This window comes from Glaciecola sp. HA4-3, from assembly GCF_055693685.1.
In genome coordinates, this window is sequence record NZ_CM146340.1 from 759,064 (window position 1) to 785,754 (window position 26,691).

Consider the following 26,691-nt stretch of genomic DNA (forward strand, 5'->3'; position numbering starts at 1 on the left):
AATGATAATGGCTAATTTACAAGATATTCTCGTCCCAGATGTGGGTGAAGATGAAGTTGAAATAATAGAAATATGTGTAGCTGTTGGTGATACGGTAGAGGCAGAAGATGCATTTGTCACAGTAGAAAGTGACAAGGCAAGCATGGATATACCCGTACCATTTGACGGTACTATTACTGAAATAAACGTAGCGGTTGGTGATAAAATCAAGCAAGGTGATTTGCTGGGTAAAGCTAGCGCTGGTGATGAGCAAGCGTCAGAGCCAAGTCAAGCACCACAAGCAAGTCAAACAAACGATACGCCTGCACAAACAAGTGCACCTGTTTCTTCTAACACTAGTCAAACGGTTGAAGTAACTGTCCCGGATATCGGAGATGCCGCTGATGTTGATATCATCGAAGTGTTGGTAAATGTGGGTGATACAGTTGAAGAAGAAGATGGCTTAATTACGCTTGAAACAGATAAAGCCACCATGGATGTACCTGCCCCACAAGCCGGTAAAGTACTTGAAATGAAAGTTAAAACAGGTGACAAAGTGTCTGAAGGCTCACTTGTGCTGATACTCGAAGTGGGTGCTTCAGGTGCCGACTCTGCTGCTGTTTCAGCTCCTGCGCAACAAGCTGCTTCAGATGATACACCCAGTACTTCGGCACCTACTGCCAATACCAGCAGTGTGGTTGATGTGACGGTCCCAGATATTGGCGATGCAAGTGATGTAGACATTATAGAAGTGTTAGTAAATGTGGGCGATAGTGTAGAAGAAGAAGATGGCTTAATTACGCTTGAAACAGATAAAGCCACCATGGACGTTCCTGCTCCACAGGCAGGTAAAATTATTGATATGAAAGTTAAAGTGGGTGATAAAGTATCTGAGGGCTCACTTGTGCTAACAATGGAAGTGTCATCTGCAGGTGAAGCGCCAGCCCCTGCTGCTAGCAACGATAGTTCGGCAGCCAGTCTCAGTGCGCCGGCGGCCGCGCCCAAAGCACCGGCGGCTGCGCCCAAAGCACCGGCGGCTGCGCCTAAAGCACCGCCTGTTCCTCATCATCCATCAGCTGGTGAAAAGAAACACTCAGGAGCCATTCATGCCTCACCATCAGTAAGACGATTAGCGCGTGAATTTGGCGTTGATTTGTCACAGGTTAGTGCAACGGGGCGTAAAGGACGAATTTTAAAAGAAGATGTCCAATCGTATGTGAAGTATGAACTTTCTCGTCCTAAAATGACACTAAGGCACCAATGTGGCTCAAGGAAATGGTGGTTTGCAAGTATTGCCGCCGCCGAAGGTCGATTTTAGTAAGTTTGGTGAAGTAGAAGAAGTACCTTTGACGCGGATCCAAAAACTGTCGGGACCTAATTTGCATCGTAATTGGGTGACAATCCCTCATGTTACGCAGTTTGATGAAGCGGATATTACTGAGCTTGAAGCGTTTAGAAAACAGCAAAACCAAATTGCTGAAAAGCGCAAGTTGGGCGTAAAGATTACCCCGCTGGTATTTATGATGAAAGCAGTAGCGGATGCGCTGAAAGCATATCCAACGTTTAATTCATCACTATCTGCATCAGGCGAATCTTTAATTAAGAAAAAGTATTTCCACATTGGTATTGCTGTTGATACCCCTGGAGGGCTTGTGGTACCTGTTGTCCGTGATGTTGACAAAAAAGGAATCATGGAAATTTCAGAGGAATTAACACAAATTAGTATCAAAGCACGTGATGGCAAATTAAAAGCTGCCGATATGCAAGGTAGTTGTTTTACTATCTCAAGCCTTGGTGGTATTGGCGGTACAGCATTTACGCCGATAGTAAATGCGCCTGACGTTGCCATTTTGGGCGTGTCTAAAACCGAGATAAAACCAAAGTGGGATGGCAAGGAGTTCCAGCCTCGCTTAATGTTACCGCTTTCATTGTCGTATGATCACAGGGTCATTGATGGGGCACTAGCTGCGAGATTTACGGTTCACTTGGCGGACTGCCTAAGCGATATACGCCGTATCTTGTTATAAACGTTTAGTATAAAAATCGGATGAAGTGCTGCGGGTTTTCCTTTAGAATACGCAGCAAACGAATAGTCAATTTATTGAGGTCAGAATGAGCGAAATCAAAACACAATTAGTGGTACTTGGTGCAGGACCTGGCGGTTACTCAGCCGCATTTAGAGCAGCAGACTTAGGTATCGATACTGTCATTGTAGACGCAAGAGAAACCCTTGGTGGCGTGTGTTTGAACGTGGGTTGTATCCCTTCAAAAGCATTATTGCATGTCGCAAAAGTCATACAAGAAGCGAAACATTTATCAAGCCATGGTGTGAGTTTTGGCGAGCCAACGTTTGATCTTGACAAGATTCGTGGATGGAAAGACTCTGTGGTAAGCCAATTAACCAAAGGCTTATCGGGCATGTCAAAAATGCGTAAAGTGCAGCATGTACAAGGGTACGGTAAGTTTGTCGATGCCAATACGCTAGTTGTTGAAGGCGATAAAGGTAGCACTACTATCAAATTTGACAACGCTATCATTGCCGCTGGCTCTGAGCCTGTCGCATTACCATTTGTGCCTAAAGATGACGAGCGTATCATGGACAGTACTGGCGCACTAGAAATGAAAGACATCCCCGAAAAAATGTTGATTTTAGGCGGCGGAATCATCGGCCTTGAAATGGGAACGGTATATCATGCGCTAGGTTCGCAAATTGATGTGGTAGAGTTTTTAGATCAGTTAGTACCTGCGGCTGACAAAGACGTCATGAAAGTCTACATGAAAACCATTAAAGGTAAGTTCAACACTATGCTTGAGACGAAAGTGACAGCAGTTGAATCAAAAAAAGATGGCGTTTATGTCAGTTTTGAAGGCAAACAAGCGCCTAAAGAAGCGGTTAGATATGACCGCGTATTAGTGGCCGTTGGTCGACGTCCAAATGGCTTGCTGGTAGCGGCAGATAAAGCAGGTGTAGAAGTTGACGAGCGTGGCTTTATTAATGTTGATAAACAGATGCGCACCAATGTTGCAAATGTCTTTGCGATTGGAGATTTAGTTGGACAACCGATGCTTGCGCATAAGGCTGTGCATGAAGGACACGTAGCTGCGGAAGTCATTGCTGGTAAGAAACACTACTTTGACCCTCGTGGCATTCCTTCAGTGGCATATACTGAGCCTGAAATTGCTTGGGTTGGATTGACGGAAAAAGAAGCTAAAGAACAAAAAGTCAACTACGAGGCAGCAACCTTCCCTTGGGCTGCATCGGGTCGTGCTATTGCATCGCAAGCAACCGATGGTATGACAAAGCTATTGTTTGATAAAGACTCTGGTCGCGTAATCGGTGGAGCGATTATTGGTACAAATGCTGGTGAGATGTTAGGCGAAATTGGTCTTGCGATTGAAATGGGTGCGGATGCAGAAGATATCGCACTAACCGTGCATGCTCATCCTACTTTAAATGAATCTATTGGCTTAGCGGCAGAGATTTTTGAAGGTAGCATTACGGATATGCCAAATCCAAAGGCCAAAAAGAAAAAATAAGCTGACTGAAAAAATTAAGATGGCATCACAAAACCGAGCTTCGTTATACGATGCTCGGTTTTTTTATTTTCATTTTGGGGTGTTAGTGGTAGCGTATTGCCACATATTTAATTATACCCACGCGAGTGATACCTAAATTGTTGACATAATTATGAATCAATTAGAATTTTTTGATATCCCTAGTCCGTGTATTGGTGTTTGTGAATCAGGACCACGGGGCTACTGCCTTGGGTGCTTTCGCAGCAGAGAAGAACGTCAACACTGGATAAAAGTGGATGATGCAACTAAGCGTATTATTGTAACAGCTTGTAATCGGCGTAAACGTGCTTACTTAGCACGACAAAATAAAAAAGAGCAGGCTGATCTTGACTTCACCCAAGGTGAATTATTTTAAATAGATGCATTTTATTACGTATCATTACTTGCCCTTAAGTATCAACTGTATTATCGAAAACCCCTTTTGATTCGACTACCATATAGCTTCATATTTAGATAGAGAGGCAAATATGCAACTAGCACCAATCATTAAACACGCTAACAATAGTTTTACCTTGCCTCATACTTGTGTGCGACTTAGACAAGTGCTTGATGATCCCCTTACCAGTATAAACGATGTCGCTAACGTAATGTCTGTTGACCCTTCCATATCCGCAAAAGTACTAAAACTTGCAAACAGTGCATTATTTGGATTTCCTGCACAGGTGACTGATGTGAATAAAGCGGTCAGTGTGATTGGTGGAGAAGCTGCATACAACATTTCACTGGCAGAGACAGCGAATTTAGCTTTCAAGTCAATGGCTAGCACGGGCATCGATTTTAATGTGTTTTGGGAGCGCTCGGTGTGCACAGGGTTATTGGCCCGTACGATCGCTCAACAATTAAAGATGAGGGGCAGTGAACGCTTTTTTGTTATGGGCATTTTAATGAACTTAGGTGAATTAGTGTGTGCATCTAAGGTCACAAAGGCGTATCAAAAATATCAATTGGCAGATAAAAGTATCATGCCTATTGAGCTACAAGAGCATATCTTTGGCTTTAACTTTATTCAGTGTTCAGGATTGATACTAGAGAACTGGAAAATACCTAATTTACTGTTTAGTGAAATGAAGCGTTTATCAATTAGTGATAATGCGCCATTAAGTCTTGAGCAGGCTATTTTCTATATGGCAACAGTTATGGCTCAAAGGGAGGTAGGGTATTGTTTAAATAAACATCCTAGTCTTTGCGCCCAAGCAGCACAATTGCTTGACCTGAGTGACGAAGACTATGATATGATCTTAGGCTTCGCAAGCAGTGAAACTCAAAAAATAGCTCGAGCTATTAATTAACGAAAGGGTTTCATCTGCGCTTAATTTACCTTGTTAGCGTTTTGATGAAAGCATTTAATAGCCAAGCAATTAGCCTACAATTTCAAAGAGCGGCAATCAGCATACTTTACTGCTTGACCATGAGTACATTATGTCTTGTTAGCACATCTGTGCTCGGCAAGGCCGCGATTAGTGCAGTGCAAGAAAGTGCTTCAGATTTTTTCGATGATCCCAGTCGTGACAGAGACGTCTTTTCACTTCTTTTTGACAATGAAGAAATATTCCCAGACTACACCCAAGACACTAAGCTTGCGCCTTTTTCTCTGGTTGGAGAAGCAGGTCTTCTAGTGACTTCAGGGAACTCTGAAACCAGCATAGTTAAAGTTGCCTTTGAATCTGAACATGAAACACCCCTATGGGATAATAGTTATGATGCGCAGTTTTTGAGAAGAGACAATGAAATTAGTTCGGGTGAAAATCTTACAGATACACGCATAGAGTTGTCGGGTCAATTTAACTACAAACTTAACACACCCACTAACCGCTTATTTATCTACGTAGAATATGATGACAATCAATTTAATCGATTACGAGACCAAGCAACTGCTGTACTTGGTTGGAGTCAAATTTCATGGTCCAAAGACAACACTAGTTTACGGTATAGTATTGGGCTAGGGTACACCCGTGTGGTGCAAGAGCGCAGCGACACTACAATTGAAGAGATGATTGTAAGAGGAACTCTCAACTATCGATTAACCTTGTCTGAAAACGCACGATTTACTCAGCAGTTGTCAGCCGAACTAGGTGAGATAGGTTCAACTGGCAGTGCAGAATCATCGTTAAGCGCAAAGATATTAGACGAATTAGGCTTAAAAGTGAGCTTTAACTTACTTTATAACGATAATGTGTCTGCACAAGACGACAGAGTGTCAACAGAAACGAATATTTCCTTTGTTTACCAGTTTTTTTGACTTGATATAATTCACAAGTCAGATAAACTCCGCACAAATTTTAAGCACGTCCGACATTAATTTACTAAAGGAAGAGTCATGAAAATTAAATTAACAGCTTTAGCCCTTATCACTAGTGCATTTTTTAGTTCACCATTGCTAGCAGAAGAAGCGCTAGGCCTAACATTGGACGGTGAGTTTGGTCTAATTGTGACAACTGGTAATACTGAAACTACATCAGCCAGCGCAGGTTTAACCGCTAAACATGAGCTCGAAAAATGGAGCAATGAGTATTTGTTTCAAGCGCTATACAAAAAGGACACTGTAGAAACAGACGATCCTTTAAACCCGGGTCAACTGATTGATGAAGAGCGCACTTCTGCGCAGAAAATATTTGCTTCTACACAGACAAATTATAAGCTTGAAAACCCTAATCATCGTTTGTTTGGATTTGCATCATACGAAGACGACAGGTTTAGTAACTTTCAGTATCAAGGCACGGTTGCAGGCGGTTGGAACCAAAAAGTATGGGATAATGAAAAAAGTAGCTTTGACTACTCAATAGGTCCGGGTTATTCATTTGCTAAAAACCAAAATGATGAAAGCATTGACGGTGCGATTGTCCGTGGTGCGGTAAACTATAAATGGAACATCTCAGAAACCTCTAAATTTGTGCAAACATTCAGTACAGAGATTGGTAGTGATAACACCAAATCAAGAGCAGAAAGTGCGTTATCAGCACAAATTGCCGGTGGTTTATCAATGAAGTTGTCGTTGCGCTTAGATCACAATACTGATGTAGAAGATGGTGTTGAAAAGCTAGACACGAATACCGCAATAACTCTGGTTTATAGTTTCTTTTAGAAAACCTACAGACTGTAATAAAAAAGCCCAATGATCAGTAAGGTCATTGGGCTTTGTTTTGTAGGGTTGAACTATATCTAATTTAACAAGCGTGCTTTTATAGTGCCTTTAATCGCGGTCAGTTGTGCTAAACCTTCTACTGCATTTTCAGCCTCTACATCAACGACAACATAACCAATTTTGTCGTCAGTTTGTAAATACTGTGCAGCGATGTTGATGCCTTTGTCGGCAAAGGCTTGGTTTAACTGTGTCAGGATGCTAAGGTGTATTATGGTGAACATGCAAAAGCCGCGAACGATTAGTATGCTCTGGCAAGGATACCTCTGGAAAATTAACCGCAGATAATGATGAGCCATTATCGCTATATTTGACCAATTTACCGGCTACTTCTATCCCTATGTTTTGCTGAGCTTCCTGTGTTGAGCCACCAACATGAGGAGTCAATATAACATTATCAAACTCACGTAAAGGCGATTCAAATTCTTCATTGTTTGATTTTGGTTCAATTGGGAACACATCTATTGCCGCACCGTTTAGTTTCTTGGACTTCATGGCATCGCACAGTGCATCAATTTCGATGACGGTGCCGCGCGCGGCATTAATTAAAATTGCACCGTCTTTCATTTGGGCAATCTCGTTTGCACCAATCATGTTTTGAGTATGAGGAGTCTCTGGTACGTGTAAGCTGATAATATCAGACGTATTCAATAGCTGTTTAAGCGACTTAATTTGTATTGAGTTACCAAGTACAAGTTTATCCTCGATATCATAAAACTGTACACGCATCCCCAAATGTTCCGCTAAAATACTTAACTGAGTACCAATATGGCCATAGCCTATAATACCTAGAGTTTTACCGCGAGCTTCATAGCTTTCTACTGCGCTTTTTAGCCATTCTCCTCGATGAGCTTTAGCGTTTTTCTCGGGAATACCGCGCAGTAACAATATAATTTGCCCTAATACTAACTCGGCCACCGAACGGGTATTTGAAAATGGAGCATTAAATACCACGATGCCACGTGCTTGTGCAGCGCTTAAGTCGACTTGATTGGTGCCAATACAAAAACAACCAATACCAATTAATTTCGCTGCGTGGCTAATCACTTTTTCGTTTAATTGGGTCCGAGAGCGAATTCCAATAAAGTGGGCATCCTTTATTTTTTCAATAAGCTCATCCTCAGGTAACGAGGTTTTAATAAACTCGATATTGGTGTAGCCATTGTTGGTGAAGGTATCAACAGCACTTTGGTGCAGACCTTCTAGCAGTAAAATACGGATTTTGTCCTTAGATAAGGAATTTTTACTCATGAGAGTGTGTACCTTTTGTAGCGATTAATGAGCAGTGTAGCATTTGCACTTTAAAGACATCTAGACGTCTAATTTTTTATTGCTGTACAATAGCAAAATCACACAGTTTAGCAACATAATTATTGTCTATTTGCGGTCTAAAAACCGCTTAGCTTTTTTAACACCATCAGCTGTACCAGTTAGCACAATATCAGCGCCTCTGCTAGCAAATAAACCATTTGTGACTACGCCAACAATTTGATTCAACTGTGTTTCGAGCTTAACTGGGTCTGTTATTTTGAGGTTATGTACATCGATAATTTGATTCCCATTATCGGTCACGACGCCTTGTCGATACATAGGATCTGCGCCAAGTTTCACTATCTGGCGAGCCACATAAGAGCGCGCAAGTGGAATCACCTCTACAGGTAGTGGAAAGTTACCTAATATAGGCACATGTTTGGTATCATCGATGATACAAATAAAGGTCTTTGCGACAGCCGCTACTATTTTCTCACGCGTTAAAGCAGCACCTCCTCCTTTTATCATTGCTTTGTGCTCGGTAATTTCATCTGCGCCATCGACATAAATATCTAGGCTATCGACTTCGTTTAAATCGAACACCTCAATCCCATTTGCTTGTAGTAGTTTTGTAGATGCATCAGAGCTTGAAACCGCGCCTTTAATTTTGTCAGCATACTTGGCTAGGCCTTCGATAAAATAGTTAACAGTTGAGCCTGTTCCTACACCAACAATGCTGTTGTCTGTAACGTAAGTCAGTGCAGCTTGCGCCGCGGCTTGTTTTTTTGATTCTGATCCATCGGATTTCCTACATATGTTAACTAATATTGATAGAGAGTTTTTGGCGTTAATGTTGCACCCATGGGGACATCCCATGAAGCGCTTGGTAAGTTAAGGGTTTTTTGTTCTTCAAATGCTAAGCCGACTACTTTTTTTGAGTCAATGTCGTGTAAAGTTCTATCATAATATCCTCCGCCCATGCCTAAGCGGTTACCTTGTTCATCAAACCCCATTAAAGGCACTATTAGCATATCAAACTCATGCTTTAGACACACCTTATTCACATCTAGTATGGGCTCATGAATGCCATATTTATTTGACGTGAGGGGGGTATCTGGCGTGAATAGCAAAAAAAGAAGGTGCCCTTTACAAAAAGGGTGTAACACAGGCACATATGTGTTAATCCCAAGCTCCCATAAGTATTCAATTAAGGGGCGAGTGTTGAGTTCATGCTTGTGAGTCAGATAAATGGCTACTTTACTGATTTGTTTTTGGGAAACGTTGGAGCAAAACAATTTGTGAGATTTGGCTACTTCTACCACGCTAGCGGATAAGGTGTGATTGTTTTGTCGCGAAATATTGGCGCGTATCTGCGCAAAGTGTTCGCGCCATTGCTGGCGCGACTGAAGGTTTTCCATTACTTATTCGCGTAAGTTGAAACAAATAACTGTTCAAGTGAACTGTGATCAACTTTAGTGGCGACATTACATGCTTGGGCGCCAAGCCATAAAGGGCTAGCGGTTGTACCTAAAGGTGCAAACATGGTTTGGCCTTTGTCTAGCGCATCAACACCTATTTGCATATTACCTCGGGTCATTTCGAATAATTGTGGTTGTAAAATATATGCTAAGGGAAACGCATCATGGAAAAAGCATACTTTTTCTGGGGTATTTTGCGAATAAAAATCAATATAAAACTGAGAGGACTTTGCGACAAAACTGCCTAATATAGGATTCACCTCGGCTAGGTCATCGACAAAAGTAGGTTTAAATGGCACATCATATGTTACGTCAAGGCCAAACATATTGATTTCCCAGTCTGCTTCAAAAACAATTCTCGCAGCATGCGCATCATTCCAGATGTTGGCTTCTGCCACAGGCGTAACGTTGCCTGTGGCAAATGCACTGCCCCCCATTATATTGACCGATTTAATCAGTTTAGGTAACTGCGGCTCTAGCCTTAATGCAAGTGCAATATTTCCTAATGGGCCAACAGGAACCAATGTGATCATCCCAGGATACTTGCGTGCCATCTCGACAATAAACTCAGCTGAACTGCGAGGATCAAGACTCCTAGTGGTGGGTGGATGATTAATGTTTCCAAAACCGTCATCACCGTGGACAAAGTGAGCATAAGTTGACTCTGGGCCCACCCAAGGCATAGCCACACCTTTACAAACAGGAATATCTAATTGCGCTAATTCAACCAATGCTAGAGCATTTTGCGCAGCCATTTCAACAGGTACATTTCCATATACTGTAGTTAACCCTAGTACTTCTAATTCGGGGGCTTGAAATGCAAAAAATATTGCCATTGCATCATCAATGCCTGGATCGGTATCTATAATTATTTTCTGGGTCATGAGAATCTTCTAATCTAGTTGTTTTGAGCTAAAAAAGCGTTAACTTCTTCATTGTTCGGTATTGAAGGCGCTGCCCCCTGTCTTGTAACGCAAATAGCGGAAGCGGCGCAGGCTCTGCGCATTGCTTGTTGCGGGCTATGAGTCGAATCAGGTAGAAAGTTGGCCAAAAATGCGCCGATGAAAGTATCGCCTGCAGCAGTTGTATCAACAGCATTAACGACAAAGCTATCAACGTGAATATCAGTATCAGCGTGTAAGTAGGTTACACCATCTTTACCCATGGTAAGCATTATCTTTGTATTAGGGTAAGTTGATTTTAGTATTTGCTTTGCATCTTTAATTGTGTGGGAGTTTGTCAGCTGCATCGCTTCTATTTCATTGACCACAAGCAATCCAAGGTTTGATAAGTCAATCGCTTGAACTTCGCTTGTCATGGGCGCGGGGTTAAATGCAACCTTAAGGCCTAATTCACTTGATTTTTTGATGATATATTCAATGTTATTGATTTCGTTTTGTAGCAAAATCCAGTCTTGTTTATTTGCTTGCGCTAGTACTTTATCAATATGTTCACATGAAATGGCTCGATTGGCACCAGCAAACAAAACAATAGCGTTTTCACCATCTTGATTAACTTGGATGATGGCATGCCCACTAGCGATATCTTTTTGCATAATAACGTGCTCGCAATTTACACCTTGTGAGGTCATTTCATCAATATAAGCACGGTCATTCTCATGGACAACTCCCACATGCAACACCTTATTGCCTGCCTTTGCACAAGAAATAGATTGATTGGCGCCTTTACCGCCCAAGACGCATTGATAATCAGTAGATGACAGAGTTTCACCCGGAGAAACAAAATGTGGCACATTGTAAACATGGTCAATGTTAATTGACCCAAAATTTATGATTGCCATAGCAATATCCGTTTATGAACTATAGAAAATGGAGCTTCCCAAAATGCCGCAGCTGCTTTTCGTCCGTGTGCCGAAAAGGACACGGCGGTAGTATCATCATTACCGTAGGCTTCTCAATACGGGTTGAGCTTGCACAATAGTAATGGAATCAACTCCCTTAGTTTATAGCATCGGCTATGGAACATGAAGCAAACATGCAAACATCCCAGTAAGCATAGTAATGATAAAGTGTAGTATGCATATTTACATAATTCACCCTAGGCGCTGATACTACATTAAAGCGTAGGCAGTTTAAAGTTAAACAGCCCTTTGCTTGTATATCATTTGCTAGTCTAATTTTAATCAGGATGTAAAACTAAAAGCACGGGATATGATGTATTTTAAAGGGCTTGGGTAGCTATAATCGGTTTCATGAACCTAGCGATTTTGCTACACTTAAATAAGATGATAGTTATGTGTTAATGCGTACTAAGCACACGACGTTGTTATGCATCACAAATGCTGCACACATTTTAGCATTATGATGTCTTTTCTTTTTTATGAGGTAGTGAATGGTTCAACACAAAACAGATTATGCGTCGGTCATGTCCTTGCTTGAGCAGCATAACATGGTCGTTGATGCAGCTGAGATTCAGGGCATTTTGTGTGGCATGCTGTCAGGCGGCATGAACTTAGATGACAATGAATGGCTAGGCATGCTGATTGACATGATAAATCAAGGTGACGTGTTACCTGAGCCCGTTCAGGCGCAGATAATAGCCTTATTTAACAAGGCTTGCCAAGAGCTCGTTGAAGCAGATTTTGCATTAGCGTTATGCCTACCAGATGATTCGACATCCATTAATACACGTGGAAAAGCACTGGTTAATTGGGTGCATGGTTTCCTTTTAGGATTTGGTTTGCATCAAAACGATCTCACCAATTGTTCGGCAGAAGCAAAAGAAGCGCTCGAGGATTTTGCTCATATTGTCAAACTCGATGAGGATATGGAAGATTCGGAAGAGGCTGAAGAGTCATTTTTTGAAGTCGTTGAGTATGTTCGCATCAGCGCAATGTTGTGCTTTAATGAAATGGGCAAGTCATTAATTGACTCACGACAACAATCACCTGTCATTCATTAAATACAGATGCTAATCGGACATTAATATGATGGCTTATGAATCCCCTATGTTTACATCTTTAATGCAAGAGTGCCAAAAAAGGCGCGAGCATTTGTTATCGATAATGTCTCCCAATTCAATTGCTATTATACCTGCAGCTTCTGAAGTGACGCGAAGTAATGATACAGAATATCATTTTCGCCAAGACAGTGATTTTTACTATTTAACGGGATTTAATGAGCCTGATGCATACTTAATTTTATCAAATGCAGGCAAGAGTGAAAAGAATTCAGGCACGGTAACTAGTGCTGTTTTTGTTAGAGAAAAAGATACATTGGCCGAAATCTGGCATGGAAGGCGCTTAGGAGTCACAAAAGCAACAAGTACACTTGGCATTGATATCGCTTACTCAATTACAGACTTGTCTCAAGTACTGCCTGATTTGTTGAATCAGCATGATAAGCTTTACTATTCATTAGATACTAAACACGACGCTGATAAGCATGTTCATCGAGCAATGTCGATTTGTAAAAAAGCGCCTAAGCAGAGCATGCGAGCGCCTTCAGTTATCGAGGATCTTAATCAAATAATTCATGCGATGCGTTTGATTAAATCAGATTTTGAAATTGAGCAAATGCAAAAAAGTGCAGATATTGCTTGTGAAGCCCACAAAAAAGCGATGCAAATATGTCAGCCCGGTATGTTTGAATATCAACTTGAAGCACACATTTTGCACACCTTTGCTATGCGTGGGGCTCGATTCGCGGCTTATAACTCTATTGTGGGAGCGGGTCAAAATGCGTGTATTTTGCACTATGTCGAAAACCAAAGTGAAATGCAAAGCAATGACCTTGTGCTAATAGACGCAGGGGCGGAATATCAAGGGTATGCCTCGGATATTACTCGAACATTTCCGGTTAATGGTAAATTTTCTGATGCGCAGGCGCAGATATATAGACTAGTCTTGTCAACGCAATTAGCATGTATTGCCGCCTTAGTGCCTTAGTGCGAGCCTATCGAAGGTTACTCAGCTAAGCGTTAAGCTCATCACCCAAGGTTTGATTGATTTGGGCATTTTGCAAGGTGAGCTTAATGAATTGATTGAAGCACAAGCGCATCGTCAGTTTTATATGCATGGCTTAGGACACTATTTAGGACTGGATGTACACGATGTCGGCGAATACAAAAAAGCGGGACAAGATATTCCATTGCAAGCTGGTATGGTATTGACGGTTGAGCCTGGCATATATATTTCAGGCGCGCTTCATGATGAGGAGCATGTCCCCGTTGATAAAAAATATCATGGTATTGGCGTGCGTATAGAAGACAATGTATTGATTACCGAAACTGGCAATCGTGTGTTAACTGATTCCTTGGTTAAAACAGTTGAAGATATTGAAACCTTAATGGGGCAGGCGATTTAATTGAAAACAGATGTCGTGATAAGTGGCGCAGGTGTTGTTGGTTGCTTGACAGCACTAGCGCTTGTGCAGTTTTCAAATATTGAAATTGTACTGCTTGAAGCATCACCAATAACGACAAATACATCTACTCAAGACAATTCGATGCTCGTCGGTAGTCATGGCGGTTTTGACGCTAGGGTTATAGCTTTGGCATACGAAACACTTACCAGACTTGATAAGCTAGGGCTAAATCTTGATGATATTCCTGGAAGTCCTATTAAGCACATTCACGTCTGTGATAAAGGACGGATTGGGCAAGTCCGCCTAAACGCAAGTGATTATCAGATAGATAAGCTTGGTTTAGTGGTTGAAATTAAAGCCTTGGGGCAATACTTGCTCGATGCGCTTAGTCAATACAAAAATGTGACGATACTACGCCCTGCTAAAATCACGCAAGTCCAAAGAAGTCAAAGCCAAGTTAGCGTGACTATCGATGGCCCTAACTCGCAGACTATAGAGGCAAACTTATTAGTGGTAAGTGATGGCGGGCAATCTAGCACGCGTACGTTGTTTACTTCAGAAATTGATGCCCATGATTATGACCAAATTGCGTTAATTACTAATATACAAACTCAACTTCCGCATCATCATATTGCATATGAGCGTTTCACATCACAAGGGCCCATCGCATTCTTACCTATGTATGTTGATGACGTTAATCATGCACATTTTATGTCTGTTGTTTGGTGTATGGATCGCGATAAACGCGCTTGGGCAGAAGCATTGAGCAAGCAAGAAATGCTACATGAACTACAGATATTATTTGGTACAAAACTAGGCAAGTTACTAAATGGTACTGCACCTAGTATTTATCCACTTAGTCTGACCAAAGCCAATAATTTTGCTCAACATCGTATTGTCTGTATAGGCAATGCAGCTCAAGCTTTACATCCAATAGCAGGTCAAGGTTTTAACTTGGGTGTACGGGATGTTTTTGATTTAATAACGATAATTAACAAGCATGACTATTCCCAAGATATAGGGAGCTTTGAACTAATTAGTCAGTACAGAAATCAGCGCCAAAATGATAAGCAAAATACGGTATTGGCAACCGATTTTTTGGTGAGCATGTTTTCAAACAATGATCCTATTCTAGGGGCCGGCCGCACGGCTGGCTTGGTGGCAATGAATCAACTTTCAGCGTTGAAAAAGAGATTGGCGTTTTTTGCCATGGGCAAACGCTAAGCAAGCAAAAATAGTATGGTACAGATAACATGGTACAAAGAGCATGATAGAAAAGTATGATGTGATTATTGTAGGCGCTGGCATGGTAGGTCTGACGCTAGCGCTTGGCTTGGCAGAGCAAGGTAAACGTGTTGTGATTATTGATAAAGGCTTAGAGCCTAAATCAATCAACAAAAAGACAAGTACAGGCAGTCCTTTTAGCGCTCGAGTTAGTGCAATTAGTCCGGCTAGTCAATCGCTTTTGAGTGAGCTTGGAGCATGGGAGCACATTACGCGCAAACAAATGTATACTCATATGGAAGTTTGGGACCAAGATGGTTTTGGTAACATCGCATTCGATACAAAAGAGCAATCGTATTTAGGGCATATCATTGAAAATGAGATAGTCATTCAGGCACTTTATCATCGAGTGAGCCAGATAAAAAAATCTTCTAGTGTGGGCACTATTCATACACAGTTTTGCGTTGAAAGTATTGAGTTCGATTTAGGCTCACAACAAAAAGACCACGCAAAAACTGAAGTATCAATAGTCGTTGATGGACAACAAACGTATATTGCTTCTTTATTGGTAGGTGCTGATGGCGGTAACAGTGTTGTTAGGCAAACTGCAGGGTTTGCACATACTTTTTGGGATTATGATCACACAGCCATTGTGGCCAATGTTGTTACCGAGCACCCTCATCACAATACTGCTCGTCAAGCATTCACTGAGTATGGCCCTTTAGCATTTTTGCCGCTAGCAGAGCCACATACCAGCTCAATTGTGTTTTCACAACAAAGTGAACAAGCCATGCATTTATTATCTATGACCGATAAGGAGTTTGAGCAGGCCCTATTAGTTGCAATTGACAACGCATATGGTCAAGTTAAGCTTAATACACAACGCGTTTCATTTCCTTTGCGCATGCGTTACGCAAGGCAGTGGACGCAAGCTGGTGTTGTCTTAGTAGGAGACGCTGCGCATACTATTCATCCGCTTGCGGGACAAGGCGTTAATTTAGGCCTTGCCGATGTGGCTTCTTTATTGGCTGTATTAGCTAATAGCAAGAGTGAAGCTGGATATTATCCTAATTTACGGCGTTATGAGCGAGAGCGAAAAGCTCAAGCGCTAAAAGTAATTGCTACAATGGAAGGGTTTAAACAACTCTTTGATGGCAAACATCCGTTCAAAAAGTTGCTGCGCAATACGGGCTTGGCAAGCGCAAATCGCTTGCCATCCTTAAAGTCTTTATTTATTGATGCAGCGAGTTATTAATTATTCACTTGCGTATTTTTGGCTTGTTCGACAATGTCGCGTACATCACTTAATAACTGCTTCGCATCATATACAATGCCATCTTTGATGGTGTATTTTATACCTTGTGTGCGAATTGCTTCGTTTTGATCATTCAATTTATAATGACCTGTGCCATACAAGACTTTAAAGTTATGAATGGGATTGTCTTGAACAACAACAAAGTCGGCAAGTTTCCCAATACTAATCGAACCAAGCTCTTCATCCATGCCTAATGCTTGTGCACCATTTAATGTGGCTGATTGGATAACTTCATAGGGTGTAAAGCCCGCTTCTTGCAACATCTCTAGTTCGCTGATGTAACCAAAACCATAAATTTTATATATATAGCCAGAATCGGAACCGGTTGTGACGCGTCCACCATGATTCTTAAAATCGTTTAAGAAATCCATCCAGATGCGGTAGTTTTGCTTCCAGTCAATTTCATTTTGAGTTGTCCAGTCAAACCAATAAGAACCATGTGCATAGCGGCTAGGTGTAAAGAAATCCCATAAAGTAGGTAAAGTATAGTCCTTGTGCCAAATTGCTTGGCGCTCTCGCATCAAATCACGGCTTGCTTGGTAGATTGTCATGGTAGGGTTGATGGTGAAATCAAGTTCAATAAGCTCATCTCTTACTTCATTCCATTTATCGCTGCCTTTTGCCGCAGCTTGACGCCATAAACGGCCAGCCTCTTCAAAGCGATGCTGTTCGTCATTGTAATTGTAATGAGCTGGGTAATGTTGAATAGTTTTATCTTCAAATAATGCTTCAGGCAAGCCGTACCAATGTTCCATTGTGGTAAGCCCTAATCGAGCAGAATCAATTACATCCATACTCATTACATTTAATTGTGCATGATGCATCATCGTGCCCATGCCTTGCTTTTTTGCTTCAGCCAAGGCCGCTTCCATAACAATAGGTGTACCACCAAAAAATTTGATGCCTTTCGCACCATCGCGCTTTGCCTTTTTGACCCACTCGCTGGCTTGTTTGGCTGTAAATATCGGCGCTTTACTGCCCATTCCAAACCCTAGATAAGGCACAATGCGCGGGGCAACGATTGTATTTTTTTGGCTGCGTTTGGCATGGTCTAATACCCAATCTAAGCCATTAAAACTGCCTTGGTTCACGCACTGTTGTAATGCCATGAGCAAGCCATAACTTAAATACATATTCTGCTGGGATATCATCAGCAGAGCCACCAATGTGACCATGCATATCTATAAAGCCTTGGTAATACGTAATGGCCTTCAAGCTCCATCACTTTTGTATTCGGTCCTGCTTGAGGTCGTTTGGCCTTAATTGGCACGCCGGGGTGACCAACATTGACAATATTAGTAATACGATTACCCTCTACTACAATATCAACCGGTCCTCGAACCGGAGCGCCTTCTCCATTAATCAGATTAACACCGCGTAAAATTAGTTCAGGAAACGGCCCTTCGCCCTCTGTATCAGCGCGGGTAGGGGATTTCTCGCCGGGCGCTGATGCGGCTAAATTAATACTAGCCAAGCATAAACAAATAGCGCTTATGCTCGCAATAAGTATTCTTTTTTGATGAGTTAATAAATTTGTCATATGTCGTTTTTTGTTAAGTGACAGAGCTTTAGTATAACTAACATTACCTATTTGTTAACTAAATCTATGTTGCATGTGTTTAATCAATCTATATACGAACAGAGATTCTTGATCGTATGAAGCTCGCCAATGTTTGGCTAACCTGCGGGTGCTGTGTATCTTGATTCACTAAACAAATGTTGATATCACCAAGTGTTGGTAAGCGTTTATCTTTTATAATCTCAAGATTATCCGGCACAATCGACTTGGCAAGTGCTGTTATACCAAGGCCTTGTTTTAACGCGGCGAGTAAGCCAAAAAAGTCAGGGTTAGTATAAGTGATTTTCCAAGGTTGAGTTTGTTGTTTAAGTCGATTTATGACACGGCTTCTATAAACGCATCCATCAGGGGCAAGTACCAATGGCAAAGCATCTTGATTGACAATGCTACTAGGGTCTTTTACCCACACAAGCTTGTCCTTTCGAATAATTTCACAGGGGCCATCAACTGCATTTGGGTCATTTACTAAGGCCAAAATTAAGTCAAACTGACTGCCAGCATTATTTGATAATAAAGCTTTGCTAAGCGCCGAAGTCACATCTAAGGACACATCTGGATAACGTTGTGCAAATTCGCCCACAATACTGGGTAATAATGCGCTGGCAAATTCACTTGGGATCCCCAGTTTCATGCTGCCACGCAATGTTTCTAAGCTAAATTCTTTAAATATTTCATCATTCAAAACAAGCATCTTTTGTGCATGTTCATAAAGCCAAAGCCCTTCTTTATTAACGTGATAGCTTTGTCCCTTTTTAGTAAAAAGTTTACGATTAATTTGGCTTTCTAATTTTTTTATTTGCAGACTAATTGCAGGTTGCGAACGCCCCAGCAATTCGCCTGCTCGATTGAAATTACCAACATCGACAATCGTAACAAAGGTGCGTAATACATCCAAAGATAGCTGTTTCAATTATTATGACCTGTTAGCGACTAAGATTAGAGTTGTTTATGATTTTATACTAATACATTTAAAAAGCTAATGTATTGATTAGTTCTTTTAATTTGTTTGCAAGCCTTCGTTTAATTATACTTCGCAACATAAATCATTAGCTTTGGATAAAACATGAACACAACGCCTCTTCACAGTGCTCACATTGAAATGGGTGCAAAAATGGTAGATTTCTTTGGTTGGGAGATGCCTATCAATTATGGGTCTCAAATTGAAGAGCATCACAGTGTACGCCAAGATGCGGGTATGTTTGATGTGTCGCATATGACAATTGTTGATGTGACGGGTTCGCAGGCTAAAGCGTATTTGCGCTACTTGCTAGCTAACGATGTCGAAAAACTCCAAGATAAAGGCAAAGCGTTATACAGTGGAATGATTAATGAAGCTGGCGGCGTTGTTGATGATTTGATTGTGTATCATTTTGATGAAACAAACTACCGCCTAGTCGTTAATTCTGCCACCAAACAAAAAGACCTAGATTGGTTAGCAAAAACGTCAGAAGGCTTTGATGTAACAATCACCGAGCAAACTGCATTTGCGATGATTGCTGTTCAAGGACCTCAAGCAAAGCAAAAGGCGGCAACGTTGTTTAGCTAAGGCACAACGCGAAGCAGTTGAAGGTATGAAACCTTTCTACGGCGTGCAGGCAGAAGATCTCTTTATCGCAACCACAGGTTATACAGGCGAAGCAGGCTATGAAATTATGGTACCTAAAGCCCGTGCAATAGAGTTTTGGAATGGCTTAGCTGATGCTGGTGTCGCACCATGTGGACTGGGTTCACGAGATACCCTGCGCTTAGAAGCGGGTATGAATCTTTATGGTCAAGATATGGACGAAACTATTTCCCCGCTTGCCGCTAACATGGGCTGGACCATTACATGGGAACCCACTGAGCGTGAGTTTGTAGGACGCGCAGCTCTTGAAGAACAAAAAGCAAATGGGGGCGATAAACTAATTGGCTTGGTTATGCGAGAAAAAGGCGTATTGCGTGCAGGCTTAAAGGTAATATGCGAAACCGGAGAAGGCGTTATAACCTCTGGGACGTTTTCGCCTACCTTAGGACACAGTATTGCAATGGCACGCGTGCCTAATCCTAACAAAAGCCTTGGCTTGGAAGTGGGTAAGATAGTGCAGGTTGAAATGCGCAAAAAACAAGTCAACGTAGAAATAGTTAAACCTAGCTTTGTCAGAAATGGAAAGAGTGTGCTTTAATTAAAGCGCACACATTTTTGATAAGTAGTAATGCAATAAATTTTCATCGTGATAACACAATAAATAGATAAATTAGGAACTATTATGAGCAATATCCCAGCAGAATTACGTTATACCAGTACACACGAATGGCTTCGTTCAGAAGGTGAGGGGGTCTTTACCGTCGGTATTACTGAACACGCGCAAGAGTTGTTAGGAGACATGGTATTTTTAGACTTACCTGATGTTGGCGATGCAGTAGCTACTGGCGACGATATTGCGGTAGCAGAATCGGTTAAAGCGGCGTCTGACGTATATGCGCCTATCACAGGTGAGGTTGTCGAGATTAACGAAGATCTTGAAGATTCCCCAGAACTTGTAAATTCAGATGCCTTTGGTGATGGCTGGTTATTTAAAATCAAAGCAGACGATGCACAAGAAGTAGACAGTTTACTAGATGCAGAAGCTTACGCGGGCGTGATTGAAGACGAATAAAGTCTGATTGTAAAAACAGGTGCCAGTAAAGCCGTGTGCACGTTTTACTGGCTTCCTTCAAAGCCGTGAAGTTTAGGTACTATTTATCAAAAAGTAAGGTTGAGTGTTATGAATGTGGTTAATCCTGTTGCCGCTCCTGCAACGTTAAATGAGCTTGAAAATCAAAACGAATTTATTCGTCGTCATATTGGACCTTACCAGCAAGAGATTAATGAAATGCTGGCCGAAGTTGGTGCAAATACACTTGATGACCTTATGCAACAAACTGTGCCTGCTGATATACGTTCACAAGGCCTAAAAGTAGGTAAAGCTCAGCGCGAAGAAGTTGCATTATCTGAATTAAAAGCAGTTGCACAGCAAAACAAGGTATTTCGTTCATACATTGGAATGGGGTATTCAAACACTTTCACCCCTAACGTTATTTTACGAAATGTACTTGAAAATCCAGATTGGTATACCGCTTACACGCCTTATCAACCTGAAATCGCACAAGGTCGTTTAGAGGCTATTCTTAACTTTCAACAAACGACTATCGACCTAACAGGGTTGCCGCTTGCATCTGCATCTTTATTAGATGAAGCGACGGCGGCTGCTGAGGCTATGGCGCTTGCTAAACGGGTTTCAAAAAACAAAAAAGCCAATGCGTTTTTTGTAGCCAATGATGTTCACCCACAGACTAAAGACGTACTTAAAACCCGTGCAGAAATGTTTGGCTTTGAGTTGGTTTATGGTGAAATAGATGCAGCACACAATGAAGATATCTTCGGCGCATTATTTCAATATCCAACATCAACTGGCGCCCTTATCGACATCAAAGATGCGATAGCTGGTGTACAAGCAAATAAAGGGATAGTTGCTGTGGCGACTGATTTACTGGCGCTGACACTTATTACACCGCCAGGTGAATTAGGCGCAGATGTGGCGTTTGGAAGCGCTCAGCGTTTTGGTGTGCCAATGGGTTATGGTGGTCCACACGCAGCTTTCTTTGCAACCCGTGATTCATACAAGCGTTCGTTGCTCTGGGCGCATTATTGGGGTATCAAAAGATACCCGTGGTAAAACAGCATTGCGTATGGCGCTTCAAACACGTGAACAGCATATACGCCGTGAAAAAGCCAATTCAAACATATGTACAGCGCAGGTTTTGCTAGCCAATATGGCAAGTTTTTATGCGGTATATCATGGTCCACAAGGGTTAAGTGCAATAGCTCAGCGTATTCACCGTTTCACTGATATTTTAGCAATGGGGTTAACAAGCAAAGGTCTTGAACTTGTCAACACGACATATTTTGACACCATTACGATTAAACTTAATAACAAACAAGATGTTGTTGAACGCGCAGTATCAAAACAAATGAATTTACGCACGGACATTGAAGGCTGCGTAGGGGTTTCACTTGACGAAACAACGACTCGCCAAGATGTGATGGATTTATTCGATGTCTTGTTAGGTGAAGGGCATGGTTTAAATCTTGCTGAGCTTGACGATCAGATTTTACAAAACGGCAGTGCATCAATTCCTGCGAATTTAGTGCGTAGTAGTGAGTTTTTGACCCATAAAGTGTTCAATAGCTATCATTCTGAAACCGAGATGCTACGTTATATCAAAAGTCTTGAAAACAAAGACTTGGCTTTAAATCATTCAATGATTTCCTTAGGCTCATGTACCATGAAGCTTAATGCGACGGCAGAAATGATCCCCGTCACATGGCCCGAGTTTGGTCAACTTCATCCATTCGCGCCGCTTGACCAAGCAAAAGGTTATACGCAAATGCTTGATGAACTAAGTGAATGGTTAATCGATGTCACCGGGTATGATGCACTAAGCATGCAACCAAATTCTGGTGCACAGGGTGAGTATACAGGCTTACTAGCAATTCAGCGTTATCACCAAAGTCGAGGCGAAGGCCATCGTAATATTTGTTTGATTCCACAATCTGCACATGGCACTAATCCAGCATCTGCACAAATGGTCAGCTTAAAAGTCGTTGTTGTTAATTGCGATGCTAAAGGGAATGTTGACCTAGATGATTTGCGTGCTAAAGCGCAAGAAGTAAAAGATAACTTAAGCTGTGCAATGATTACTTATCCATCTACTCATGGCGTATATGAAGAGACGGTAAAAGAAATCTGCGACATTATTCATGAAAATGGCGGTCAGGTTTATATGGATGGCGCTAACATGAATGCGCAAGTAGGGATCACATCTCCTGGTTTAATCGGTTCAGATGTTTCTCACTTAAACTTGCACAAAACATTTTGTATTCCTCATGGCGGCGGCGGTCCAGGCATGGGTCCTATTGGTGTGAAGTCGCACCTTGCACCATTTTTACCTAGCCATACCTTAATGGAGTTAAATGCCGCGGGTACTTCAGATGCATTAGGTGATAACAGCGCCGTTTCTGCAGCACCCTGGGGAAGTGCGTCAATATTACCGATAAGTTACATGTATATCAAAATGATGGGCAGTGAAGGCTTAAAGCGCGCAACCGAAGTAGCAATGCTTAATGCAAATTACGTCGCAACAAAGCTAGAAGGGCACTATCCTATATTGTATAAAGGCATGAACGGCCGCATTGCACACGAGTGTATTGTCGACCTACGTCCTTTAAAAGAGGCGTCTGGCGTTACGGAAGTTGATATTGCTAAGCGACTTAATGATTATGGTTTTCATGCGCCAACAATGAGCTTTCCTGTTGCTGGTACCTTGATGATTGAGCCAACAGAGTCTGAAGCTAAAGTTGAGCTAGATAGATTTATCGAAGCGATGATATGCATTCGTCAAGAGATTGCAAAAGTTGAAAGCGGTGAATGGGATGCGGTTGATAATCCATTGCATAATGCGCCTCATACTTTAGCTGATATCGTTGATGAAAATTGGGAGCGAGGATATTCGCGTCAACTTGCCGCTTATCCTGTTCCAAGTGTTGCGACCAATAAATTTTGGCCAACGGTGAATCGTATCGACGACGTATTTGGCGATAGAAATCTAATTTGTAGTTGCCCTGACTTGGATAGCTATAGGGATTTTGCTGAGTAGTTGACCGGATGCATTCACGTTTGGAAATGCTACAGTAACACTCAACATGAATCTTATGCAGCGTTAACATGATTATTAATTAAAAGGGCCATCAGGCCCTTTTTCTTTGTATGGCGCTGTCAATATTTTCTATTTTATTACTCTTTTTATCTTTGTTTTCTCACCTTTGCTTTTCTATTTGAGTTTTCCCCATCCTCAAAATAAATTTTTAAAAAGTGTTGATACCCTAGGGTATCGCATGATACCTTAAGGTTTCACTTGGTAACCCTAGGGTATCAATTTTTGGAAGTTAATTTTAAACAAGGAAAATTTATGAATATACAAGCTGTTAATCCAGATTTAGAACATGAATATTTGTGTTATTACAGTAAGTTAAGCCTTGCGCTTGGTTTGTTAATGTCAATATTTGCGGCAGATGATGTGTTTGAGTTTACAATTCAGGGAGACATTATCTCAATGAGTTTTTATTTACTGGCTTCAATTGCTGGGTTGGTAACACTTTATTACCTTTTTAGCGGTAACCGATTTAGTAAAATGTCATTGAGCAAAAACGCATGGATAGGCACTTATGAGGATGAGTTTTTAAACAAAGTGAATTTAATTGCCTATAAGGTAGCGTACTTTTCAGTCATGGGCATAATGGCGATAGGTATATTTGGAGGGCGTTTTGTCGCAGATATAAGCGTTGAAGCAATATGCACATTTACAATTGCGGTCAGTTTTATGGCCTACGGTCTAACCGCATTATTGCAGTTACGAGACAGCGATGAATAAAGCATTACAAAATACAATAGCGATACAACGTGCACAAAAAGGAATGTCACAACAAGATCTAGCTACCGCGATTGGCGTATCACGCAAAACGATAAGCACAGTAGAAACTGGGCGTTTTACACCGTCTGTTGTGATTGCATTGGCATTGGCTGAATACTTTGATATACCGGTAGAATCGCTATTTACGCTCGTTGATCAGTAGATAATAAACGTGATGCCATAAAGTGTGCCCAATGCAGGCTTTATGGTTTTTTCTGTTTATCAGAAAAATCCTTCGACAGATAGTAGCTTAACGCTTGAGGTTTTCCATAAAAGTAACCTTGTTGGTAATCAAATCCAATGTCATTTAATACTTGTGCCTGATAGGCGGTTTCAACCCCTTCAATTAGACTATCCATGCTAAGGCGTTTAAACATTTTATGCATGAATTCAAGCGTTGTAACTACTTCAATGGGTTGGTGTAAAAACGATTTGTCGACTTTTACCACCTTTGCAGGAATGTTATGCAAGTAAGCAAGCGATGAATAACCAGTACCAAAATCATCAATGTGCAATTGATAGCCCTCTTGTGACATCTTTGTTGTAGTAGCGTCATTGGCATCAATATTTTGCATGATCATCGTTTCGGTTAACTCTAAAGAGATATCCATAGGTGATAATTGATGTTTATCAATCAGTGCGTTTAGTTCATCAATGAAACCTGGTTCAGACATGTGTTTGCCCGATATATTTATTGCAACGGTAACATTTTCGTCGCTTACGCTGCGTAATGCGGGCAAGTCTGTCATTGCTTGATTTAGCACCCAATTTTCTATTTCATTAATTAGGCTGGTTTCTTCGGCGACACGAATTGCTTCTTGTGCGCTTACTTGCCCAAATACCGAGTTTTGCCAGCGCAAAAGTGCTTCAAACGCAATAATTTTTGATGTTTTCGTGTGTATTATTGGTTGGTAATGCAAAGATAGTTCTTGTTTTGTAATTGCTGAAGCTAAATATCTTGAAAGCTGGCTGACCCTTTGTAGTGCAATTTCCATATTATTTTGATAGCGAACAAATCGTTTTTTACCCGATTTCTTGGCTTCATACATTGCAGAATCAGCACATACGATAATATGCTCGGCATTAAGTGCATCATCAGGGTAAAGCGCAAGACCGATACTAGCTGATAGTACAAGTGGATGGTCGTATGTTTTTTGATAAGGGGCAGACAGTCGAGTAACCAGTGTTTGCGCAATACCGTTGATATCCCCAATTTGCTCGTTGCTTGGCAGTACCACTAAAAACTCATCGCCGCCAAAACGCCCAAACTCAATTGAGTTAATGTCGTATTTAACAAGCTCATCTTGCAACTTTGCCGCTACCTCTTTTAACACTGAATCGCCTAAACTGTGACCCAACGAGTCGTTAATCAACTTAAAGCCATCAAGGTCGATGTACATAAGCGCAAATTGTATATCTTGTCTGATATTGTGATGAATGATATCTAATAAACCACGGCGGTTTAGCAGGCCGGTTAGGGGATCTGTAAAAGCTTGTTTCTTTAGGTCTTGTTCAATAACCTTTCGTTCATGAATGTTATTAATGCTAAACACCAGGTTTGTAGTATCTTGTTTGCTACTAAGCTCAACCAATACATGATGCCAAACAAGTCCATGTATCGTTTTTAGTAAAATATCGCTTTCATAGGGTTTGCCTTTAGCAACATTTTCAAGCACTTTATAAAAACAATCTTGGTCATTAAATATATGGGCCAATGTATGTAGGTTTTTAGGAAAAGCCTTATAAAATGGTGGGTTGGCACTAACAAAATGGCCCTTAACATCAGTGTTTACTACAATTGTTGTATTGTGTTTACCCGCATCTACAAAAAGCTCCACCGGGGTGGCTTCAGCCATGATACCCATGCGGCCATCTTCAAAGATGTGTCCGCTGAATACGCAGAAAGCCTCAAGTTCTTTATTATTTGGCGTGAATTGCCAAGTTTCATAGAATTTACGATTATCATAAAAACCTTTTTGAAACTGCACTAGCTTGTGTTTAACCGCTTCAGATTCGCCACTTTTGAAGTCTTTTGCTTGAAGCTCGCTAAGGTTTTTGCACTGCCATAAATCAAGCGCACTCTGATTACCCCAAGTTATATAGGCGTTCTCGATATCATATATCCACACCGCAGTGTGCAAGCTATCAACAGTAGTGGTCATATATGACCTTATATAATCTTACATGAATGTCGCTATGCTTATTCATAAGACTATCAATCTTGGACGTGAATCACAATTTTGATATTTTTCTGCGTCGAGTTTGTCTCATTTCACAATAGCTTTGACCGAACTTAATTATTGGGTATACGTATTTATGTACAAAAGGAGTAATTG

At 41.3% G+C, this 26,691-nt stretch carries 19 protein-coding genes, 1 other RNA gene and 5 pseudogenes; 16 read left to right on the plus strand and 9 right to left on the minus strand.

Annotation, left to right across the window (positions count from 1 at the left end):
* The first annotated feature begins 7 nt into the window (after positions 1-7).
* From aceF to ACZ1G6_RS03580, 6 genes and pseudogenes are all read left to right on the plus strand, one after another.
* A pseudogene (aceF, locus tag ACZ1G6_RS03555) lies at positions 8-2,006 on the plus strand (dihydrolipoyllysine-residue acetyltransferase).
* Positions 2,007-2,091: 85 nt separating this feature from the next.
* Positions 2,092-3,516 carry a dihydrolipoyl dehydrogenase gene (gene lpdA / locus ACZ1G6_RS03560; RefSeq protein ID WP_472618095.1) on the plus strand — a complete coding sequence of 475 codons (1,425 nt, stop codon included), beginning with the start codon at positions 2,092-2,094 and terminating at the stop codon, positions 3,514-3,516.
* Between the two features lie 151 nt (positions 3,517-3,667).
* Positions 3,668-3,910: a DUF1289 domain-containing protein gene (locus ACZ1G6_RS03565; protein WP_472618096.1), complete on the plus strand. Its 243-nt coding sequence runs from the start codon at positions 3,668-3,670 to the stop codon at positions 3,908-3,910.
* A gap of 112 nt (positions 3,911-4,022) precedes the next feature.
* A complete protein-coding gene (locus ACZ1G6_RS03570; RefSeq protein ID WP_472618097.1) occupies positions 4,023-4,844 on the plus strand; it encodes an HDOD domain-containing protein in 822 nt (273 codons plus the stop codon).
* Between the two features lie 44 nt (positions 4,845-4,888).
* Entirely contained in the window at positions 4,889-5,794 is a 906-nt protein-coding gene (locus ACZ1G6_RS03575; protein ID WP_472618098.1) for a DUF481 domain-containing protein, read from the plus strand.
* A gap of 78 nt (positions 5,795-5,872) precedes the next feature.
* Complete coding sequence (locus ACZ1G6_RS03580; RefSeq protein ID WP_472618099.1) at positions 5,873-6,637, plus strand: DUF481 domain-containing protein; 765 nt, start codon at positions 5,873-5,875, stop codon at positions 6,635-6,637.
* Positions 6,638-6,714: 77 nt separating this feature from the next.
* Here the strand turns inward: ACZ1G6_RS03580 and serA are convergent.
* From serA to ssrS, 6 genes and pseudogenes are all read right to left on the minus strand, one after another.
* A pseudogene (serA, locus tag ACZ1G6_RS03585) lies at positions 6,715-7,945 on the minus strand (phosphoglycerate dehydrogenase).
* A gap of 126 nt (positions 7,946-8,071) precedes the next feature.
* Complete coding sequence (gene rpiA / locus ACZ1G6_RS03590; RefSeq protein WP_472618100.1) at positions 8,072-8,821, minus strand: ribose-5-phosphate isomerase RpiA; 750 nt, start codon at positions 8,819-8,821, stop codon at positions 8,072-8,074.
* A complete protein-coding gene (locus tag ACZ1G6_RS03595) occupies positions 8,767-9,363 on the minus strand; it encodes a 5-formyltetrahydrofolate cyclo-ligase (RefSeq protein ID WP_472618101.1) in 597 nt (198 codons plus the stop codon). The genes rpiA and ACZ1G6_RS03595 overlap by 55 nt, the downstream gene beginning before the upstream one ends.
* Positions 9,363-10,307, minus strand: a complete 945-nt coding sequence (locus ACZ1G6_RS03600) for a nucleoside hydrolase (RefSeq protein WP_472618102.1) — start codon at positions 10,305-10,307, stop codon at positions 9,363-9,365. Before ACZ1G6_RS03600 ends, ACZ1G6_RS03595 begins: the two co-directional genes overlap by 1 nt.
* A 14-nt stretch (positions 10,308-10,321) precedes the next feature.
* On the minus strand, positions 10,322-11,224 hold the full coding sequence (locus ACZ1G6_RS03605; RefSeq protein ID WP_472618103.1) for a ribokinase: 903 nt from the start codon (positions 11,222-11,224) through the stop codon (positions 10,322-10,324).
* A 31-nt stretch (positions 11,225-11,255) separates the two neighbouring features.
* Positions 11,256-11,439, minus strand: a non-coding RNA gene (gene ssrS / locus ACZ1G6_RS03610) — 6S RNA.
* A 336-nt stretch (positions 11,440-11,775) separates the two neighbouring features.
* On the opposite strand from ssrS, the gene ACZ1G6_RS03615 reads away from it, so the two are divergent.
* From ACZ1G6_RS03615 to ACZ1G6_RS03635, 5 genes are all read left to right on the plus strand, one after another.
* The gene (locus tag ACZ1G6_RS03615) at positions 11,776-12,345 is read left to right on the plus strand and encodes a UPF0149 family protein (protein ID WP_472618104.1); all 570 of its coding nucleotides are present in this window, start codon (positions 11,776-11,778) and stop codon (positions 12,343-12,345) included.
* Positions 12,346-12,391: 46 nt separating this feature from the next.
* Complete coding sequence (locus tag ACZ1G6_RS03620; RefSeq protein ID WP_472618105.1) at positions 12,392-13,330, plus strand: aminopeptidase P N-terminal domain-containing protein; 939 nt, start codon at positions 12,392-12,394, stop codon at positions 13,328-13,330.
* Between the two features lie 61 nt (positions 13,331-13,391).
* A complete protein-coding gene (locus tag ACZ1G6_RS03625) occupies positions 13,392-13,748 on the plus strand; it encodes a M24 family metallopeptidase (protein WP_472618106.1) in 357 nt (118 codons plus the stop codon).
* Complete coding sequence (locus ACZ1G6_RS03630) at positions 13,749-14,972, plus strand: FAD-dependent monooxygenase (protein WP_472618107.1); 1,224 nt, start codon at positions 13,749-13,751, stop codon at positions 14,970-14,972.
* A 43-nt stretch (positions 14,973-15,015) separates the two neighbouring features.
* The gene (locus tag ACZ1G6_RS03635) at positions 15,016-16,227 is read left to right on the plus strand and encodes an FAD-dependent oxidoreductase (RefSeq protein ID WP_472618108.1); all 1,212 of its coding nucleotides are present in this window, start codon (positions 15,016-15,018) and stop codon (positions 16,225-16,227) included.
* Here ACZ1G6_RS03635 and ACZ1G6_RS03640 read toward each other — a convergent pair.
* Together ACZ1G6_RS03640 and ACZ1G6_RS03645 are read right to left on the minus strand one after the other, a co-directional pair.
* Positions 16,224-17,827 (minus strand): annotated as a pseudogene (locus ACZ1G6_RS03640) (amidohydrolase family protein). The gene ACZ1G6_RS03635 and the pseudogene ACZ1G6_RS03640 sit on opposite strands and share 4 nt — an antisense overlap.
* An 88-nt stretch (positions 17,828-17,915) precedes the next feature.
* A complete protein-coding gene (locus ACZ1G6_RS03645; RefSeq protein ID WP_472618109.1) occupies positions 17,916-18,776 on the minus strand; it encodes a LysR family transcriptional regulator in 861 nt (286 codons plus the stop codon).
* A gap of 153 nt (positions 18,777-18,929) precedes the next feature.
* Here ACZ1G6_RS03645 and gcvT point away from each other — a divergent pair.
* The 5 genes and pseudogenes from gcvT (at position 18,930) to ACZ1G6_RS03670 (ending at position 24,518) form a co-directional block, all read left to right on the plus strand.
* A pseudogene (gcvT, locus tag ACZ1G6_RS03650) lies at positions 18,930-20,028 on the plus strand (glycine cleavage system aminomethyltransferase GcvT).
* Positions 20,029-20,112: 84 nt separating this feature from the next.
* Positions 20,113-20,502 (plus strand): glycine cleavage system protein GcvH, encoded by a 390-nt coding sequence (gene gcvH, locus ACZ1G6_RS03655; protein WP_472618110.1) that lies wholly within the window; start codon positions 20,113-20,115, stop codon positions 20,500-20,502.
* A 108-nt stretch (positions 20,503-20,610) separates the two neighbouring features.
* Positions 20,611-23,542, plus strand: a pseudogene (gene gcvP / locus ACZ1G6_RS03660) (aminomethyl-transferring glycine dehydrogenase).
* 312 nt (positions 23,543-23,854) lie between these two features.
* On the plus strand, positions 23,855-24,316 hold the full coding sequence (locus ACZ1G6_RS03665) for a hypothetical protein (protein ID WP_472618111.1): 462 nt from the start codon (positions 23,855-23,857) through the stop codon (positions 24,314-24,316).
* A complete protein-coding gene (locus ACZ1G6_RS03670; protein WP_472618112.1) occupies positions 24,309-24,518 on the plus strand; it encodes a helix-turn-helix transcriptional regulator in 210 nt (69 codons plus the stop codon). The genes ACZ1G6_RS03665 and ACZ1G6_RS03670 overlap by 8 nt, the downstream gene beginning before the upstream one ends.
* Positions 24,519-24,558: 40 nt before the next feature.
* On the opposite strand, the gene ACZ1G6_RS03675 is transcribed toward ACZ1G6_RS03670, so the two are convergent.
* Entirely contained in the window at positions 24,559-26,517 is a 1,959-nt protein-coding gene (locus ACZ1G6_RS03675) for a putative bifunctional diguanylate cyclase/phosphodiesterase (RefSeq protein WP_472618113.1), read from the minus strand.
* Between the last annotated feature and the right edge of the window lie 174 nt (positions 26,518-26,691).